The 17,296-nt window shown below is 51.0% G+C and carries 16 protein-coding genes and 2 pseudogenes; 11 read left to right on the top strand and 7 right to left on the bottom strand.

The annotated features are described in order from the left end of the window. Positions 1-196 precede the first annotated feature (196 nt). The 5 genes from CGRAC_RS09195 to CGRAC_RS09170 all read left to right on the top strand — a co-directional run bounded on the left by CGRAC_RS09195 (position 197) and on the right by CGRAC_RS09170 (position 5,043). The gene (locus CGRAC_RS09195; RefSeq protein WP_005871342.1) at positions 197-1,789 is read left to right on the top strand and encodes an ABC-F family ATP-binding cassette domain-containing protein; all 1,593 of its coding nucleotides are present in this window, start codon (positions 197-199) and stop codon (positions 1,787-1,789) included. After that, a complete protein-coding gene (gene thiS / locus CGRAC_RS09190) occupies positions 1,782-1,985 on the top strand; it encodes a sulfur carrier protein ThiS (RefSeq protein WP_005871344.1) in 204 nt (67 codons plus the stop codon). The genes CGRAC_RS09195 and thiS overlap by 8 nt, the downstream gene beginning before the upstream one ends. A gap of 81 nt (positions 1,986-2,066) precedes the next feature. Continuing rightward, complete coding sequence (locus tag CGRAC_RS09185; RefSeq protein ID WP_005871347.1) at positions 2,067-2,258, top strand: hypothetical protein; 192 nt, start codon at positions 2,067-2,069, stop codon at positions 2,256-2,258. Between the two features lie 699 nt (positions 2,259-2,957). Beyond that, a complete protein-coding gene (gene thiF / locus CGRAC_RS09175) occupies positions 2,958-3,752 on the top strand; it encodes a sulfur carrier protein ThiS adenylyltransferase ThiF (RefSeq protein WP_005871352.1) in 795 nt (264 codons plus the stop codon). Positions 3,753-4,281: 529 nt separating this feature from the next. Next, positions 4,282-5,043 (top strand): thiazole synthase, encoded by a 762-nt coding sequence (locus CGRAC_RS09170; RefSeq protein ID WP_005871354.1) that lies wholly within the window; start codon positions 4,282-4,284, stop codon positions 5,041-5,043. A gap of 299 nt (positions 5,044-5,342) precedes the next feature. Here the strand turns inward: CGRAC_RS09170 and CGRAC_RS09165 are convergent, their stop codons facing one another. Beyond that, positions 5,343-5,960, bottom strand: a complete 618-nt coding sequence (locus CGRAC_RS09165) for a tetratricopeptide repeat protein (protein ID WP_005871356.1) — start codon at positions 5,958-5,960, stop codon at positions 5,343-5,345. Between the two features lie 219 nt (positions 5,961-6,179). Here CGRAC_RS09165 and thiH point away from each other — a divergent pair, with 219 nt between their 5' ends. The 4 genes from thiH to CGRAC_RS09140 all read left to right on the top strand — a co-directional run bounded on the left by thiH (position 6,180) and on the right by CGRAC_RS09140 (position 10,716). Then, complete coding sequence (thiH, locus tag CGRAC_RS09160) at positions 6,180-7,313, top strand: 2-iminoacetate synthase ThiH (protein ID WP_050346344.1); 1,134 nt, start codon at positions 6,180-6,182, stop codon at positions 7,311-7,313. Next, a complete protein-coding gene (locus CGRAC_RS09155) occupies positions 7,306-8,160 on the top strand; it encodes a hypothetical protein (RefSeq protein ID WP_005871361.1) in 855 nt (284 codons plus the stop codon). Before thiH ends, CGRAC_RS09155 begins: the two co-directional genes overlap by 8 nt. Beyond that, the gene (locus CGRAC_RS12615) at positions 8,154-9,521 is read left to right on the top strand and encodes a thiamine phosphate synthase (protein WP_005871363.1); all 1,368 of its coding nucleotides are present in this window, start codon (positions 8,154-8,156) and stop codon (positions 9,519-9,521) included. Before CGRAC_RS09155 ends, CGRAC_RS12615 begins: the two co-directional genes overlap by 7 nt. Before the next feature lie 178 nt (positions 9,522-9,699). Further along, on the top strand, positions 9,700-10,716 hold the full coding sequence (locus CGRAC_RS09140) for a pentapeptide repeat-containing protein (protein ID WP_005871366.1): 1,017 nt from the start codon (positions 9,700-9,702) through the stop codon (positions 10,714-10,716). A gap of 28 nt (positions 10,717-10,744) precedes the next feature. On the opposite strand, the gene CGRAC_RS12610 is transcribed toward CGRAC_RS09140, so the two are convergent. From CGRAC_RS12610 to ribH, 5 genes and pseudogenes are all read right to left on the bottom strand, one after another. Then, entirely contained in the window at positions 10,745-11,602 is an 858-nt protein-coding gene (locus CGRAC_RS12610) for a DUF3108 domain-containing protein (protein ID WP_050346376.1), read from the bottom strand. A 234-nt stretch (positions 11,603-11,836) separates the two neighbouring features. Further along, positions 11,837-12,083: pseudogene (locus CGRAC_RS09130) on the bottom strand (helix-hairpin-helix domain-containing protein). Positions 12,084-12,641: 558 nt separating this feature from the next. Next, positions 12,642-13,328, bottom strand: a complete 687-nt coding sequence (pyrF, locus tag CGRAC_RS09125) for an orotidine-5'-phosphate decarboxylase (RefSeq protein WP_005871375.1) — start codon at positions 13,326-13,328, stop codon at positions 12,642-12,644. A 650-nt stretch (positions 13,329-13,978) separates the two neighbouring features. After that, a pseudogene (nusB, locus tag CGRAC_RS12605) lies at positions 13,979-14,353 on the bottom strand (transcription antitermination factor NusB); the annotation flags it as partial. 1 nt (position 14,354) lies between these two features. Continuing rightward, positions 14,355-14,825, bottom strand: coding sequence for a 6,7-dimethyl-8-ribityllumazine synthase (gene ribH / locus CGRAC_RS09115; protein ID WP_005871379.1), 471 nt, complete (start codon positions 14,823-14,825; stop codon positions 14,355-14,357). Between the two features lie 133 nt (positions 14,826-14,958). Between ribH and CGRAC_RS12055 the strand changes: the two genes are divergently transcribed. Beyond that, on the top strand, positions 14,959-15,150 hold the full coding sequence (locus CGRAC_RS12055) for a hypothetical protein (RefSeq protein ID WP_156187206.1): 192 nt from the start codon (positions 14,959-14,961) through the stop codon (positions 15,148-15,150). A 291-nt stretch (positions 15,151-15,441) separates the two neighbouring features. Continuing rightward, positions 15,442-16,065 (top strand): superoxide dismutase [Fe], encoded by a 624-nt coding sequence (gene sodB / locus CGRAC_RS09105; protein WP_005871381.1) that lies wholly within the window; start codon positions 15,442-15,444, stop codon positions 16,063-16,065. Between the two features lie 247 nt (positions 16,066-16,312). Here the strand turns inward: sodB and CGRAC_RS09100 are convergent, their stop codons facing one another. Then, positions 16,313-16,894, bottom strand: coding sequence for a LysE family translocator (locus CGRAC_RS09100; protein ID WP_005871382.1), 582 nt, complete (start codon positions 16,892-16,894; stop codon positions 16,313-16,315). Between the last annotated feature and the right edge of the window lie 402 nt (positions 16,895-17,296).

Raw genomic sequence — 17,296 nt, 5'->3', positions numbered from 1 at the left:
ATTTTAACCGCGCCGGCTTGCACCCTTTCGGCGAAATTTCAGAATTTTAAGCTACAATAGGAGAAATTTCATCGCGGCATCGATAAATGTGAAGCGGCACAAAAGTCGCAATAAAACTGCGAGATGAAATTTGCGCGTAGAATCCGGTAGAAGCCCGCGCGCAAGGCAATGCAAAGAGAAATTTAAAAGGAAAAATATGGTTGAAATCAAAGATCTAACGATGCGCTTTGGCAAACAGCTACTTTTTGAAAACGTAAATTTAAGCCTCGATAAGGGCAGGCGCTACGGTCTCATCGGTGCAAACGGCGCGGGCAAATCGACGCTACTTAAAATTTTAAGCGGGCAGATCGAAGCAAGTAGCGGCGAAATTTTAATACAAAGCGGGCTTAAAATAGGCGTTTTAGGGCAGGATCAATTCGCCTTTGAAAGCTTCAGCGTCAAAGACGCCGTACTCTACGGCAACAAGCGCCTCTATGACGCCGTGCGCGAAAAGACGCAGCTTTACGAAGCGGGCGAGTTTAACGACGAGATAAATGAGCGCCTAGGCGAGCTTGAGATGATCTGCGCCGAGGAGGATCCTGCTTATGAATACGAAACGCGGATCGAGAAAATTTTAAGTTCGCTGGGGCTAAACGACTTCGATAAAAAGATGAGCGAGATCGAGACGAGCGATAAATTTAAGGTTCTGCTCGCGCAGGTGCTCTTCCCGCGTCCCGACGTGCTGTTTTTGGACGAGCCTACGAACAACCTCGATATCGACGCCATTTCGTGGCTCGAGTTTGAGCTAAATCGCCACACGGGCACGCTCGTAGTCATCAGCCACGACCGCCACTTCTTAAACCGCGTCTGCACGGACATCCTCGACGTCGATTTTAGGCGGGTACGCGAATTTAGCGGCAATTATGACGACTGGTTCATCGCGTCCAATCTAATCGCCAAACAGGCGCAGTTTGAGCGCGAAAAAAAGCTCAAAGAAAAGGCGGAGCTTGAAAAATTTATCGCTCGCTTCAGCGCCAACGCAAGCAAAGCAAAGCAGGCAACGAGCCGTCAAAAACAGCTCGACAAGCTCGATCTTAGCGAGCTTGCGACCTCTTCGCGCAGAGAGCCTAGCATTTTATTCAAGCCCGCGCGCGAGATCGGTAATGAAATTTTAGAGCTAAGCGGCGTGGATATGAGCTTCGGCGATATTCAGATTTTGAAAAATTTTAACCTCAAGCTCGCTCACGGCGATAAGATCGGCATCATCGGTCGAAACGGCGTGGGCAAAAGCACGCTTTGCAAGATCATCATGGGCGAGCTCGCGCCGCAGCGCGGCAAGGTTCACATGGGCGCCACGATCGAGCCCGGGTACTTCGCGCAGGATACGAATAATAAAATTTCAGGCGAGCTCAAGCTCTACGAATATCTACAAAGCCCGCAAAATAGGGATTTGGATGAAATTCGCAAATGCCTTGGGCGCATGCTTTTTAGCGGCGCGGAGCAGGAGAAAAGCGTGGGCAGCCTAAGCGGCGGCGAGAAGCACCGCGTGATGCTAAGTAAGCTAATGCTGCAACGCCCCAACCTGCTAGTACTAGATGAGCCCAATAACCACCTCGATCTTGAGGCGATCATCGCGCTTGGCGAAGCGCTGTATAACTTCGCGGGATGCGCGATCTGCGTGAGCCACGACCGCGAGCTTATCGACGCGTTCGCAAATAGAATTTTGCACCTCAAAGGAGACGGCGAAATCGTCGATTTTAGGGGAACTTACGAGGAGTATCGCGAGAGCTTGGGAGCGAGCGATGATTGAGATCTGCGTAAACGGCGAGCCTCTGCAGCTGGCGCAGGATATGAGCGTGAGCGAGTTTTTGCGCTCGCGCGGACATGATCTGCGCTTCGTGGCGCTTGAGCGCGACGGCGAAATTTTAAAAAAAGAGGCGTGGGAGCGCACGCAGATCTCAAGCGGCAAAAAATATGAGATCGTCGAGTTTGTAGGCGGCGGCTGAGATCGGAGCTTGGAATTATGTTAAAAATTACGGCAGCCCCGAAGTTTAAATCCGCGCGGAAGCCGCTAAATTTTAAGCGGCATGGCGACACAGCAGCTGGGGCTTAAAATTTGCATGCGCGTCGTTAAAATTTTAAGCGGTACGGCGGCGCGGAGATATAGCGGCGTTTGGGTTTTTAAATTTATGAGGAAGCTGCGGTGGCCCGGCGCCTGCGGCGAGCTTTTAAATTTTGTAAGCGAACTAAGCCGTGGCGGCAGAACGCAGGAGTTTTAAAATTCGCTCCGCGGCGATAGAGTTTAAATTTTATTGCGGCGAGCGTTAATTTGCGTCGCCAACCGCCGCGGCAGATGTGGGCTTTAAAACTGCGTCGGCGCTAAAAGCTTGAGCACGGGAATTAAAATTTACGCCGAAGTTGCGGGATTTGGGTGCAGAGTTTTTAAAATTTATCCCAAGATCTCTGCCGCTATGCACGCTGAGGCGTATGCTGCGGCGTGCCGCTTTTTCGTCGGTTGGGCTTGAAATTTTAAATTTAGCCGCAGCGCGAATTTGTTTGGGCGTTTAGCGGCTTTTAAGTTCGGCGGATCGTTCTAGCGCTTTGTGCAACTTTAATTTAACCGACAGGCGGGGATTAATGCGTTAAAATTTAACGGATTTGGCTTGCGTTGCGCTGCCGTACGGGCTTCTACGACGCGCCGCGGTATTAGCCGAATGCAATGCGCGAGGCTAAAAATTACGCGTTAAAAGCAGGATGAAATTTGCGGATTAAAATCGCGTGCGATGCGCTTGGTACGCTCCGCTTGCGCCGCAGCTCGTGCCAAGCGTTTGTACGGTGCGCCGCAGCTGTGTAGTATCTGTCGCGATCGCGCCGCAATACCGTATAAATGCACGCTATTTTCGCGCAGATATGAGGCGCCGTACACTTAAATTTGCGCGATAAATTTAGACGGCAAAAAGATAAAATTTAGGATTAAAATGCAGATAAAATTAAACGGCAAAGCTTACGAAACGGGCGCGAGCGATCTTGAGGGGCTTAAGCGCGAAGTTAAATTTAGCGGCGAGATCGCCGTGATAAATGGCTATGCGAGCACACAAAACTGCGAGCTGAAGGCGGGAGATGAGCTCTTTTTGCTCGCGCGCGGCGCGGAACTATCGTCGCAGGAGCTTCGCGAGTTGATGCTTGCTCGCAATGCCCCCGCCGTAAACGAGGCGCTGCAAGGCTCGCGCGTGGCGATCTGCGGGCTCGGCGGGCTCGGCTCCAACGTCGCGATCCTACTTGCGCGCGCGGGCGTGGGCGAGCTCTTTTTGATCGACTTCGACGTCGTCGAGCCGACCAACCTAAACCGCCAGCAGTACGAGATCGGCGATCTTTACAAGCCTAAGACGGCCGCTCTGCGCGAAAAAATCGCGCGCATAAACCCGTTCGTGCGCGTGCGAACCCTAAACGAGCGACTTACCGCGCAAAACGTAGCCGAAATTTTAAAAAACGAGCGTATAATTTGCGAGTGCTTCGACGACGCGGCGGCGAAAGCGATGATTTTTGGCGCATTCGGCGGCACTGATCGCTTTTTGATCTGCGCTAGCGGCATGGCGGGCAGCGGCGACGCCAACGAGATCCGCACGACGCGGCTCGGCAAAAACGTCTTCGTCTGCGGCGACCGTAAAAGCGCCGCAGCTCAGGGTGTGGGACTGCTCGCTCCGCGCGTGGCGATCTGTGCCGCTCATCAGGCAAACATCGCGCTTAGGCTGATTTTGGGCGAGGAGGGCTAGGTCTGGCCGCTCATCGCGCGTTTTGGCGTTTTTAAATTTACGCGCCTTTGTGCATTGTCACTAAATTTAAGCCTCGCGCGATCGTTTTTGAGAAGCAGGCGAGCGTTTCGGCGGCATACAGCGCATTTAAAAACGGTATGAAATTTACCGCGCGCCGAGCAAATTTAGCCGCGATATGCAAATTTAAACGACGAAATTTAAACCATTTGCCGTGCGCAGCTCGCGGATAAGTAAAATTTTAAAATTTATTCGGCGCGAGCAAGCTACTTTTGAATGTAGGATTTAAAATTTCGTGCAGCAAAGCGAGCCGCAGTCTGCGCGTTAAATTTTAAAATTTTTGTGTCGTGGCTAAAATTTGACGAGAAATTTTAAAGCTTCGATGCGGCGTCGTGCGGCGCGTTAAAATAGCGACATAAGCAAGTAAGGATCTGTGCCGCAATCTAGCGCTGTGTATAATGCGCCGCGCGAGTACTGATATTGCGCTATCTGCGCCGTATGTGAAAACGAAATTTAAACTAAAGAGGATAGAATGAATGATAAACTGATCTTAGGCGGCAAGGAGTTTAGCTCGCGCCTGATAATGGGCTCTGGCAAGTTCGATCACGCGATGATCGACGCCTGCGTGCGGCACGCGGGCTGCGAGATCGTCACGCTTGCGCTGCGCCGCGTGAACGAAAGCAAGAGTCGCAATATCTTGAATTTCATTCCTCGCGGCGTCACGCTGCTACCGAACACCAGCGGCGCGCGAAACGCCGAGGAGGCGCTACGGATCGCGCGGCTCGCGCGCGAACTGGGCTGCGGCGACTTCGTAAAGATCGAGATCATAGGCGACAGCAAATACCTTCTGCCCGACAACGCCGAGACGATCAAGGCCTGCGAGGCCCTAGCGCGCGAGGGTTTCGTGCCGCTTGCCTACATGCACGCCGATCTGTGCGTCGCGCGCGATCTGGTAAGCGCAGGGGCCGCCGCCGTGATGCCTCTGGCCGCGCCGATCGGCTCCAACCGCGGGCTGATGATGCGGGGAATGATCGAAATTTTACTAGACGAAATCGACGTGCCTATCATCGTAGATGCGGGGCTCGGCGCACCTAGCGAGGCCTGCGAGGCGATGCAGATGGGCTGCGCTGCGGTGATGGTAAATACGGCGATCGCCACGAGCGGGGATCTAGCGCTGATGGCGCGGGCATTTGCGCTCGGCGTGCAGGCGGGGCGCGATGCCTATCTGGCGGGGCTCGGCGCCGTTTGCAAAACAGCCTGCGCAAGCTCGCCGCTAACGGGATTTTTGAGATAGCGGTTAAAATTTTAAACGCGCTTGGTTACGCGAGCCATGTTTTTTGCGCCGAATTTGCATTTCTTGGGCTATAGATACATATCGTGCAAGGGTTTTGCGCCATGTGAGTTAAATCCTGACGCGCTTTGTTAAGCCTCGCCAAACGACCTAAATTCCGCACTTCGCTAGGCATCTTAAAGTGTAGTGGCGAAAAGTATAATTTGGCAGCGGTGTAGCACGCAGCAGGCTCGGCGATCAAATTTTAAAATTTAATCGGGCTGAAAGCAGCCCGATCGAGAGAAACCCGATTGATCGGCGGGCTATTTTAGCATGTCGTATTTATCGCAGTATTCTCGTAAAGAGTCTTTATCGTAGCCGAATAACCCTGGGTGTTTTTTGCCCATTTCGCAGGCCTTTTGATAGTATTGTGTCGCCCTTGTTCTGTCGCCACCTGCTTCAAGAACTGAAGCAAAATTCCCGCACGCCATCCAACTTCCCGCATCGCAGGCTCTTCTGGCATATCCCATAGCCCGCGTCATATCCATTTTAATCCCTTTACCATTTGCATACATATAACCTAAATTGTTGCAGCCGTCTGCATATCCGCCGTCGCAAGCTTTATCGAATAGTTCGACAGCCTTTTTATAATCTTTTTTCACCCCTTTGCCACCATGATACATTGCTCCCAAATCCGAGCAAGCTACATAATCGTTTCCGTCGCAAGCCTTTTTAAAGTAGTAAAGTGCTTTTTTATAATCCCTATCGGATGCGTTTCCCCCGAACAAGGTCGGATTTTTATAAAGAGCGCCGGCGTAACTGCAAGCCTCAAAATCACCTGCTTCGCAATTTTGCTCAAATTGTTTAACTTGCTCTTTGCTAAAAGTTATGCCAAAAGCCAAAGAGCCCAACAGGGCTAAACCTAAGATGATTTTTTTCATTACTTCTCCTTAAAATTTTACGAAAGTATATTCTTTCATCTTTTAATAATCACTAAAATTTAAAATGCGAACGGGGTGCTCCGTTTTAAAATTTTTTACCGAAATCCTGCTAAAATGCGCTTCTAAACCAAACGAAAATAAACTTTGCGGCGCGTAAATTTGCACGCGCAAATGTGTCGCATAGAATTTAAATGAAAATTTAAAAGGAAAATTTTAAAGATGATGAAAACCGGCTATCTAGCGGGCATGGAGGATATCGGAAGCGAGATGATGGAGCGTACGCTCGCTCTGCGCGAGAGTTTTTGCGAGGAGGCGAGCGAGGCTGACGTGCAAAGGGCGATCGGCGCGAAAAACAGAACTCTGCGCGATTTTGCCGCTCTACTAAGCGTGCGCGCGGGCGAGCATTTGGAGCAGATCGCCCGCACTGCGGCGCGCGAAAAGGCGGCGCATTTTGGCAGCAACATCGCCGTTTTTACGCCGATTTACATCTCAAACTACTGCGACAATCTGTGCGTTTACTGCGGCTTTAACTGCAAAAACAAAATCGCGCGCGCAAGGCTCGATGAGGCGCAGCTAAAGGCGGAGTTTGAGGCGATCGCGGCAAGCGGGCTAGAGGAAATTTTGATCCTCACCGGCGAGAGCGAGAAAAACAGCCCCGTGCGCTACATCGGGCGCGCCTGCGAGCTCGCGCGGCAGTATTTTAAGGTAATCGGCGTCGAAATTTATCCGCTAAACTCCGCTGATTACGCCTATTTGCACGCTTGCGGCGTCGATTTCGTCACCGTTTTTCAAGAAACCTACGATCCCGCGCGCTACGCGCAGCTGCATCTTGCGGGCAACAAGCGCGTTTTTGCGTATCGCTTCGCAGCTCAAGAGCGCGCGATTAGAGGCGGTATGCGCGGCGTGGGCTTTGCGGCGCTTTTGGGGCTCGGGGATTTCCGCCGCGATGCCTTTGCCACGGGCGTGCACGCGTGGCTACTTCAGCGCAAGTACCCGCGCGCCGAGATCTCCTTTTCGGTGCCGCGCCTGCGCCCGATCATCAACAACGACAAAATAAACCCGAAGGACGTCGGCGAGCGTGAGCTGCTGCAGGTCATGTGCGCGTATCGGCTGCTGCTGCCAAGTGCGCAGATCACGATCTCTACGCGCGAGAGGGCGGGCTTCCGCGACAACGCGATCAGGATCGCGGCGAGCAAAATTTCGGCGGGCGTGAGCGTGGGTATCGGCGGGCACAGCGAGCAGAGGGGCGACGAGCAGTTCGAAATCAGCGACGCGCGCAGCGTAAGCGAGGTCTGCGAGGCGATCCGCGGCGGCGGGCTGCAGCCGCTGATGAGCGAGTATATCTATGTGTGAGGCGCGAAATTTTACCGCATGCGTGGATGGAATTTGCGACGCCGTAGATAAGATTTGCGGCGTCGGGCTTGAGGGCGGATTTAGTGTCGCCCAGCGCAGAAGTAAAATTTGTAGCGTAAAATACGGCGCGGAATTTTGCAGCGCCGCACACGGTGATAAAATTTATGGCGCTATGGCGGATAAGAAAGGCTTGGGCGCCGCGCTAGCGAGCGTTAGGAATTCTGGGTTCAAAAATACGCGTGTAAATTTAAGACCTCGTAACACATATGCGGATTTAAAATTTAAAGGCGACGCAAATTCCAAGCCCGCGGGCAACGCAAATTTTAAATTTAAAAACGGCGCGAGCTTCGGGTTTTTATGCAGCGGCAACGCGAGGTCGCTAAAATCGAGGAGTTGGGCGAACGCTTTGAGTTTTAGCGCTGCGGCGGAAATTTCAGCTCTTGTTAAGGCGGACGAAATTTTAGCCTCCGTATGGCCGGGCAAAATTTTAAGCTTCGATACCTCGGCGAAGGATCCTGCTTCCGATGAGGCGGCGCAGGATTTGATCCCAAACGATGCGATAGGAATTTTGTGCGCCGCGGAGACGATGAAATTTTTAGCTCTTGATGAAAGGGTGAAATTTTTGCGATGCGGCGCGACAAAAATTTCAAACCCTAAAGACGCCGCAGAAATTTCAGCTTCTACAAAGGCGGCCGGAATGTTAAGTTTTAGCGCGGCGGCATGGGTTTTGGCTTCAATCCTGGCGAATAAAATTTTAAACCCCAACGCTGCGGGCAAAATTTTAAGTTTGAATGTCGCGCCGTGTACGGGCGCGGATTTTGAGCTTAAAGGAGTGGGCGGATGCTAGATTTGGAGCTTGCTTCGCGCATTACGATCATCACTAACCGCGTGCTCTGCGGCGGTGAGGCGGCGCTGCTCGCGCGTATAGCGGATTTTGCCGCGGCGGGCGTAGGCGAGATCGTCGTGCGCGAAAAGGATTTAGACGAAGCGGCCTATGCGGCGCTATTTGAGAATATACTGCGCGCTTGCGAGTTCTACGATCGCGCAGACCGGCTCAGCTTTGACGCGGATCGAGCTTGCCCGCATGAAATTTCGCCGAATGAAATCCGCGCCGCCAAATTTGATGCGGCAGAAGCGCACGAAGAGGGGTTTGGCACGGATGCGGCTCGCTCGGACGGAATTTTCGCAGAGGAAGTTTGCGCGCGCACGATTCCGCATAAAATTTACGACGATCGAGCCTGCGTCGTCCAAACCCTCGTAGGCGGATTGAACGCGAGCGCGGTCTGCGCGGATAAAATTTCGCTCTACGAGCGCGACGAGGACGAAGTTTTGCAAAAAAAGCTCGATTTGGGCGACGGCAAGAGCGAGCTTTGCGCGGATACAGCCCGCAAGCACGGTGCCGCTACAGATGAGATACGGTCTAAAAATTCCGCTTGCGTTTTAGATGAAATTTTGTCTGAAAATTTTACTAGCGCTGCAAACTGCGAGAATGATAGCGCGCCGGGTGAAATTTCGCTTCGCGGCGTCGTATGCGAAACAAAACCCGCGGTTGAGATCGCACGGAGTGCAGCAAATGCGGAAAGTATGCAGGGTGCGCAAAGTACAGAAAATGTGAATGATGTGCATAGTGCAAAAAATGCGGGGAGCTCGCAGAGCACGCAGTACACGGAAAGCTCGGAAAGTATAGAGGGCGTAGAAAATTTACAGAGCGTGAAAGAGGCGGAGAACTCGCAGAGTGTGGAGGGCGCGCGGAGCGCAGAGAGTGCAAGGCGCCCGCCCGCGATCTTTGTGCATAATTTTGCAGATTTTGCGCTGCGGGCGGGCGAGAGAAATTTATGGCTGCCGCTCGGGGTTTTGCGGAGCTTTAGTGCGGCGCGAGGGGCAGAGTTTTTGCGCGCAAATTTCAAAAAACTGGTCGCTTCCTGCCACAGCGAGGCGGAGGCGCGCGAGGCGCTGGAGCTGGGCGCGAGCGCGATCTGCTTGAGCCACATATTCGCGACCGATTGCAAGGCGGGGCTCATGCCGAAGGGGCTAAATTTGATCCGCGCCGTGCGTGGGTTTTACGGCGGCGAAATTTACGCGCTGGGCGGCATAACGCCGCGCAATTTTGCCTCCGTCCTACGCGCGGGAGCCGACAGGATCGCCGTTATGAGCTCAGCGATGGCAGCGCGGGACGCGAGCGATTTCATAAGAAAATTTAAGAAATGAATCGATCCGAAAATGTGGTCCGTTTCTTTTGTCGCGCCCTTGCTGCCGTCATTTCGCGCATGCGGCGCGATGCAAAACACATTTTAAATAAAATCAAAAACGCGCGAAACGGGCGCGATTTATTGCAATTTAAGCCCGAAGTTATAAAATACGAGCGATTTAAGCTTAAGGATATTTTTTGGATAAAGTGCGGTTTGAGGAATCTAAAAAGCTTCTAAACGAGGGGCGCCAGAACTTAAAGCAAAAGCTTCGAAAGGGCGCTAGCGCCGAAATTTTTGACGATGCGGATTTAAGCGATGCAACGGATCGCAGCTCATTAAATTTAAACGATACAAATTTGAGTAGTAAAAGCTTTAAAAATGCGAATTTTAATCAAACAGACCTCAAATTGCAAGCCAATTATCTTTGCGCCGCAAATTTCCGAGATAGAAATTTAAACGGCACGAATTTAAACTCAAAAGATGAGGTAAAATTTCAAAATTTAAACTCGGGCTGTATTTCATCGCGGGGCGCTAAAACTCGTGATTACGACAAAGAGCCGTTGGTCATCAAAGACTATATGCCGATCGTAAATATTATAGCTATAGTAGCGTTGCTTTGTTTTGCTATGTTTATAAATTTAGTGTCCAACATCCCTTATGATAGAAAAGTTGCGAATATTCTGCTTACCGCACCTTTGGTTGCTAGGGCTCTTAAGGGTTTTTCGCAGCATTACGGAAGGAAATTTATATTTTTAAACTCAAGCATAAAATGTATAAAATCAGGCGAGCAGCTCGTAATGAAATTTGATGATATTTTATATTTTAAAAAAACTTTCGCACTTGTTTATGAAAGCGAGACACGAAAATATACGGAAACGGAAAGAATCATAGGAAAAATCTGCCTCGCTATATACGTAATCGCTTATATTTATGGCGCGATATTTGATGACTCTATGATAGTCTTTATAATGTTATTTTGCTGCATGGGAGCGATTATCTTTCTTTTTATACCGCAAATGATTTTTCATCTGTTTAAGGGCGGATTATTTTCATGTAGGTTTGTCGATGCTTTAATTATAGACGCGCTTTACAATAAATTTTTTATATTTATACCCACTAATAAAGAATATAACGAGCTTAAAAAATATATGAAACTAAAATTTAATAAAGACCTAGACGCGCCAAATTATCTTTTAAGAGTTAAAAATTTTTAATTCAGGCATTTTTCGAATTTACGAAGTCTCATTCCACGAGCCGCGCGCGGATGTCGCCGAAGAGCAACACGTCCTTCAAAACGGCGCGATCGGCGTAGCCGCGCTCGTTTAGGCTCAGGTGCAGTTCGCCTCGGCTGCTCGAAAATATCGGCTGGTTGATGAAAACCACGTAGATCGCCGTAGCCTGTTTATCTGTGCCCGCGCCGCGCCCTTTAAAATTTGCGTCCGTTGCGCCGGTTTTCGTATCTGCTCCGCTAGAGCTTGCGCTTGCCGCTGCGCCGGAGTTTGTATCCGCATCGCTAGGCGGCGCGACGCCAAGCTCGCTCGCGATATTTGCGGCGGCGCTTCCGCGCGGTCTTTCGATGTCGATCCTTCCGTCAGCGCTCTTTGCGCCCGCGGCTCGGACGAAAAATTTATCGCCTGAGTGCGGGATTTTAGAGAAATTGAAAAACAAACTCAGCAGGTCGTTCGTCGCGAAGTAGGGCAAAATTTCGTCGCTTACGAGCTGTAGCTCGCCGCCCGTGCCCTTGAACTTTTGAAATTTTATCGTTTTGCGCGCATAGTCGAATGCGTAGGTTTTGCGCTCGTTTTTCGTCGTTTTACCCTTTTTGCGCGAGACCTCGTGGACGTAGAGATCGGGCATCAAAAGCCCCGCCACGACGCGCCCCTTTGAGCGGAAGCTCTCGCGCCTTTGTCCGCTTAGGCTGCCCGCGACGCCCTGCGCAACGGCGTCCATGACGATCTCGTAGCGATCGTCTTCGCGCACGAGCCGCGTATTTGCACTGCCGACCGCGCCGAAAACGCCGAACGAAATCTCATATTTCGCGCTGATCGTCTCGCCAAAAAGCGCACTCGCGCATAAAATCAAAATAGCAAAAAATTTCATCCCTACCGTCCTTCCACTTTGCGGCGCCCCAATTATACGGCGCCCGTTAAATTTACGCCCTTCGCGTCGCTTTATCGCATTGTATTCGCAAAGCTCGCGCATAAAATTTGCGCCGTTCGTTGCGCTTGCTAGCTTGCACTTCCGTGAGGCGCCGTTTCGTGCCGCAAATACAGCCGCTTCGGTCGTTAGCAAATCCGCTTAAATTTATAAACGGCGCGGGTCAAATTCGTAAATTTAATCCTTCCAAAGCCACCACTTTAGCTTGGCTTTGTCTGGGCGCGGAGTGTTTGCGTAGTAGCTGGCCTCGGTAAACATAGATGATGCATCTGCCGCGTCCGAGCGCCTTTGTGCGTTCTTTCGTCTCGTCCGGATCCGCGCCCTTTAGCGAAGCGATGTCCTCGTAGCCGAGTGCCAGCAGATCGGCCTCGGTCGCCTCACCGACATAGGGTATTTTCTTAAAATCGCTCGCGCCTTTGCTCAAATTTTACTCCAATCTTTATTCAAATTTCGCTTGGCTCGCCATTTGGATATAAATTTTAAAACCCCTTGAGAGTGCGGAATTTTAAAATCTCACTCGTGCGAGGCAAGTTTTAAAATTTTATCCACGCGGTGCGAAAAATTTTTAAAATTTTATCTCGCCGCCGGGCTGCCGCTGCGCTTATGCGCGCCACTTTTTAGTGCTAAGACGTCCGCCCGCGCTCGTTATCGGAAATTTTATCCGCAAGCTAGCAGGGAGCTTGGGCGCGGCAAAGTTTAAACGTTTTTAATCCCCCGACGGAGCAAATTTACGCTTCCGCCTTGCGCCAAATGCAAAAATCCGATACGTTTGTTTTAAACTCCAACGGGAAATTTGAACCGGTTGTAGTCGAAAGCGCTATACTTTACCGCGAGTTTCAAACTCCAACAGATTTTGTAAAAAGATGACGACGGTGCTTCGGCGTCATCCGAGCCGCCTTTGTGCGCATTTTAATTAAAATTTCTTTCGCACGGAAACGGCGCTTAAAACGAGCTTGCGTCAAATTTTATGCAAGTTTTGGCGCTAAATTTGACCCAAAATCCGCTCGCAAATTTCGTGCGGATCGGCGCTTTGATAAATCGGACGACCTACCACGATAAAATCAGCCCTCGCCTCGCGCGCGACGCCTAGATCCGCTACTCGCTTTTGATCTGCCGCGCTCTCGCCAAACGGCCTTACGCCCGGGCAAAGCGTGATAAATTTTGCGCTCGTTGCGTCCTTTATCAGGCGGCTTTCGTATGCCGAGCAGACCATACCGTCAAGCCCCGCTTCATAGCTCATCACGCTAAATTTACGCACGGCGTCGTTTAAATTTTGCTCGTAAACCGCACTAAATTCAGCCTGATCAAAGCTCGTTAGCGCCGAAACTGCGAGCACCAGCGGGCGCGAACCGAGCTTGTCCAGTCGCTGCATCACCGTAGCCATCGCGCGCTTGCCGCTGCTTGCGTGCACGTTTATCATATCTATGCTAAGCTTTGCAATCTCCTCGGCGGCATCAGCCATCGTGTTTGGGATGTCGTAGAGCTTTAGATCGAGGAAAATTTTAAAATTTCCAAGCTTTTTTAGTTCCTCTATAAATCCCGCACCGTCGCGCAAATAAGTTCGCAGTCCAATTTTGAGCCAAATTTTATCCGAAAAGTCCGCCAGCCGCTCCGCCAGCTGTAAACACTCCTGCTTCGAGCTCATATCAAGCGCGATGCAGAGCTTCACCGTTTATCCTTGCCGCGTACCGTGCCTTTGTTGCCCGCAGGTCTTTTTGAGAGTGCGCCTCTGCCGCCAGCAGATTTTTTCGGCGCGGTAGAGATTTTGCGCCCCGCGCTACTTTTGGGCGCAGTATTTTTACCAGCAGTGCCCTTTTTCGGTGCCGCGCTTTTGCCGACTCTGAAATTTCTATCCGCGCTCTCTTTTTTCGGCGCGGCGTCTTTGCCTCGTTCGCCTGCCTTAAAATTTTTACCTCGCTCGCCCGTTTTGAAATTTTTGCCCGTTTTCTCCGTCTTAAATTTATCTCCAGTCTTGAAATTTCTTTCCGTTTTAAATTTTTTGCTCGCGGCGGCTTCGGATTTTTTTGCGGGCGCGCTGCGAGTTTTCAAATTAGCGGGCTTTTTAGACGGTCTGCTTCTTCTCGCCGTAGAATTTTTCGGCGTGCCGTCCCTCTTTGTCTTAGTAAAATTTTTCGTCTTGCCGTCCGCGCCTGCGGGAATGAAATTTTTCGCCGTATCGTTGCTGTCCGAAACGGCGGAGTTTTTCTCCGTAGCAGGCTTAAAATTTTTGACTGCCTCCGTGGTTGTCTCGAGATTTTCACTTGCCGTCGCAGTCGGCTTGGAAATTTTATCCGCCGCGATGTTTACGGGGCTGTCTTTTAGCGCATCCAGCACGCCGTTTATAAATCTTGGCGAGATGCCAAGCTCCTTGGCGGAGTTGATCGCTTCGTTGATGACGATGCCTGCGTCGGTGTCCGTAAAGCGCAGTTCATACGCCCCGAGCCGCAGTATCGCGCGCTCCAGAGCCGAAATTTCGGCGAGTTTAAATTCCTTTAAATTTTCGTCTATCAGCGCATCGACTGCGGCGAGATTTTCGCTAGCGCCGCGCAGAAGCGCCAGCGTCCAGTTGCGCTGCTCGTTGCGAATGCGCTTTTCTTCCAGATACTCGTCCGCAAAGTCCTCGCCGCCGCCGTTCATATCGCGGGAGTAGAGCAGCGAGATCGCAGCGAGCCTGGCTTGGTGTCTGGTGGCCATTTTACGCCTTTATGTTGCGAAATAGGCTTAGAAGCTCGATCGCGCCGCTCATCGCCTCAAAGCCCTTGTTGCCGGCCTTTGAGCCTGCACGCTCGATCGCTTGCTCGATATTATCGGTAGTCAGCACGCCGAAAGTCACGGGTGCGCCGTATTTTAGCATGGTGTTTGCGATCCCCTTACTTACCTCGGCGCTTACGTAGTCAAAATGCGGTGTAGAGCCGCGGATCACCGCGCCTAGGCAGACGACGGCGTCGTAGAGCTTGGAGCTTAGCGCCTTTTCAAGCGCGAGCGGGATCTCAAAAGCGCCAGGAACAAGCATCAGGCTTAAATTTTCCTCCTTGCCGCCGTGGCGCAAAAACGCATCATGCGCCCCTTCGACTAGGCGATCGGTGATGATGTGGTTGAAGCGGGCGTTGATGATTAGAATTTTTTCGCTGCCCTTAAGAGCAAGCAAGCCTTCGATGATTTTCATGGTTTTCCTTTGCGTTAAATTTAGCGCTAAGCTTAGCTAAATTCGCCAAAATTCTAAATTAATTTCAGCATCACGGCGCTTGAAATTATGAGAAATAAGAGGTGCTTTGCGCGCAGAAATTTTTTCGCGGTGGATGAATACACCTAGGATTACGGCGCCGATCGTGCCGATACCTGTGCATAAGCTTAGCGTGAATATGAAAAATATGCGAAGTAGGTTAATCTCCAAGTCCTCTTTTAGCGCGATAGCAGTTTCAAGAAAGACGATAAAAAGCACGCCGAGCCCCGTGTATAGGACGTATGCGAGTACCGCGCTATGTATTTAAAAGCAAGCATAAACATAAAAAAGCTCCCAACCGCGCAGATGACGGTAAATAACCGCTCGTGCACACCGGCAGCGCGCTTAAGCCGTACGCCCGGTCGCACATAAAAAGCGCTCCGATGAGGATAAAAGAAAGCTCTGGCGTTAATAAGCCGCCTAAATTTTAAATTTAAAGCGCGATTACGATGGCTTAGATTGAAATTCGCCTTAAAATTAATCCTAAATAATAAATTTTATTATTCGTTTAGAAATTTTAGGCTATAATCGCTTCAAAATTCATTTCAAGGAGAGAAAGATGCTTAAACTTAGAGAGTTGCCGTTCGATGCGGCGCACAACGCGGTCGTAAGCAAGCAAACCTGTGATTATCACCATGGTAAGCACCACGCGACCTATGTGGCAAATTTAAATAAACTTACCGAATCGGGCGAGTTTGCAGGCAAGGGGCTTTACGAGATCGTAACGGCTTCTAGCGGCGGGCTTTTCAATAACGCAGCGCAGGTTTACAACCACGATTTTTACTGGGATTGCATCGCAAAGCCTAGCGAGCCGTCTGTGGAGCTAAAATCGGCGCTAGCGGAAAATTTTGCGGATTTTAAAAGCGAGTTTTTGGCTGCTGCTACGGCGCATTTCGGCTCGGGCTGGGTGTGGCTCGCTTACGATCCGAAATCGGGCAAGCTTTGCATTAAAGCGACCCAAAACGCCGCTACGCCGGTGACCGAGGGGCTCGTGCCGCTTCTAGTCGTGGACGTTTGGGAGCACGCGTATTACATCGATGAGCACAATGCGCGCCCGAAATATTTGGAAAAATTCTACGCAGGCATCAACTGGGAGTTCGTCTCAAGCGCCTACGAATGGGCTAAAAAAGAGGGTCTCGGCTCTGTGAAATTTTACATCGACGAGCTTCACGGCAGAGATTAAATTTAAGCGCACGCGGTACGGCGATACTACACAAAGCCAAAACCGCCTAAACGCGCCGCCGGTTCGCTACGGACGATAATTGCCGCGGCGTTTAGCGTACGCGGTCGATCGCTTAAAATTTTAATTCAAAGCTAGCGGCTAAATTTCGGGATTTTTCTCGGAATTTAGCCGCAGCAATACCACTTTTCAATCTATCTTTAAATTTAAAAATTCTATCAAAGCTCGGGCGCTAAATTTAATCAAAATTTTAGCCCAAAATCATCCACAGCCCGATCGCACACATCAGCACCGAGCAGAAAATTTCGAGGTATTTCAGATGAGTTTTTAGCAGATTTTTTAGCACCGCTCCGCCCAGCGCGTAGATGCTGAGGCAGATGCTTTCGCTGGCGCACAAGATCGCCACGAGGGCGAAGGTGCGCGCACCGAAAAGATTATCCGCGTCCAAAAACGGCGGAAAGAGCGCGGTGAAAAATATCCACGCCTTGGGGTTTGAGACCGCGACTACGAGGCCTTGGAAGAAGATATTTTCGCTGCGCTTTTGTTTTTGCGGCTTGAAATTTCCGCGCGCCAAAAAGGTCGCAACGCCCAGATAAAAAATATACGCGCCGCCTAGAATTTTAATCGCGCTAAGTGCCGCAGGGTGCGCAAGCAGAATGCCCGCGACGCCGAATATGCACGCAAGCGCCACGGCTGCGACGCCTAGCACCTGCGCCAGCAACGCAGGCAGCGCCCTAAGATAGCCGCGCGCGATGCCGAGATTTAGCGCGTAGGTCATGTTGATGCCCGGCATCAGCGATATCGGAAAGATCGTAAGGAAAAACAGAAGCATTGCAAACCCCTAAATTGCGGCTAAATTTTAAATTTTATCGCGCGCTTGTCGCGGAAATTTTAAAGTGCGGCGGCAAATGAAATTTTAAAATTTAGCCGCGCCTTTTTGCGCTTGTCATCACGCTTGCACGGCGCGTGCAGATAAAATTTAAAATTCTGACGCCCACTTCGCTAGACGCGTTAAAGCTTTCTATGGGGCGGGAAGGAGCCCCGGTTGCGAGGGCACACTTCTCGCAGAGACGGCGCCGCTTCTGCAGCACCGTATTGCTCTACTCGCCCCAAACCCCACCTAACCCCCGACGACGCTTTACAAGGGGCAGGCTACGCCTGCGCTGAATTTATATTATAACTGCGGTGCAGTGTCTCGCACCTAGTCGCAAGACCGCCGTGCCGCAAGTTTCAA

Origin of the sequence: Campylobacter gracilis (genome assembly GCF_001190745.1) — a bacterium.
GTDB classification, from domain to species: domain Bacteria; phylum Campylobacterota; class Campylobacteria; order Campylobacterales; family Campylobacteraceae; genus Campylobacter_B; species Campylobacter_B gracilis.
Note: the sequence above shows the minus strand (reverse complement) of the source record. Positions and strands in the feature narration are given on the sequence as shown.

Coding starts and splice junctions, on each gene's coding strand:
- CGRAC_RS12610 (WP_050346376.1), bottom strand. CDS start 11,602: ATGAAATTTTTTGCTATTTTGATTTTATGCGCGAGTGCGCTTTTTGGC.
- sodB (WP_005871381.1), top strand. CDS start 15,442: ATGCTTAAACTTAGAGAGTTGCCGTTCGATGCGGCGCACAACGCGGTC.
- thiH (WP_050346344.1), top strand. CDS start 6,180: ATGATGAAAACCGGCTATCTAGCGGGCATGGAGGATATCGGAAGCGAG.
- CGRAC_RS09155 (WP_005871361.1), top strand. CDS start 7,306: ATGTGTGAGGCGCGAAATTTTACCGCATGCGTGGATGGAATTTGCGAC.
- CGRAC_RS09195 (WP_005871342.1), top strand. CDS start 197: ATGGTTGAAATCAAAGATCTAACGATGCGCTTTGGCAAACAGCTACTT.
- CGRAC_RS09170 (WP_005871354.1), top strand. CDS start 4,282: ATGAATGATAAACTGATCTTAGGCGGCAAGGAGTTTAGCTCGCGCCTG.
- CGRAC_RS09100 (WP_005871382.1), bottom strand. CDS start 16,894: ATGCTTCTGTTTTTCCTTACGATCTTTCCGATATCGCTGATGCCGGGC.
- CGRAC_RS12055 (WP_156187206.1), top strand. CDS start 14,959: ATGAATACACCTAGGATTACGGCGCCGATCGTGCCGATACCTGTGCAT.
- thiS (WP_005871344.1), top strand. CDS start 1,782: ATGATTGAGATCTGCGTAAACGGCGAGCCTCTGCAGCTGGCGCAGGAT.
- CGRAC_RS09185 (WP_005871347.1), top strand. CDS start 2,067: ATGGCGACACAGCAGCTGGGGCTTAAAATTTGCATGCGCGTCGTTAAA.
- thiF (WP_005871352.1), top strand. CDS start 2,958: ATGCAGATAAAATTAAACGGCAAAGCTTACGAAACGGGCGCGAGCGAT.
- CGRAC_RS09165 (WP_005871356.1), bottom strand. CDS start 5,960: ATGAAAAAAATCATCTTAGGTTTAGCCCTGTTGGGCTCTTTGGCTTTT.
- ribH (WP_005871379.1), bottom strand. CDS start 14,825: ATGAAAATCATCGAAGGCTTGCTTGCTCTTAAGGGCAGCGAAAAAATT.
- CGRAC_RS12615 (WP_005871363.1), top strand. CDS start 8,154: ATGCTAGATTTGGAGCTTGCTTCGCGCATTACGATCATCACTAACCGC.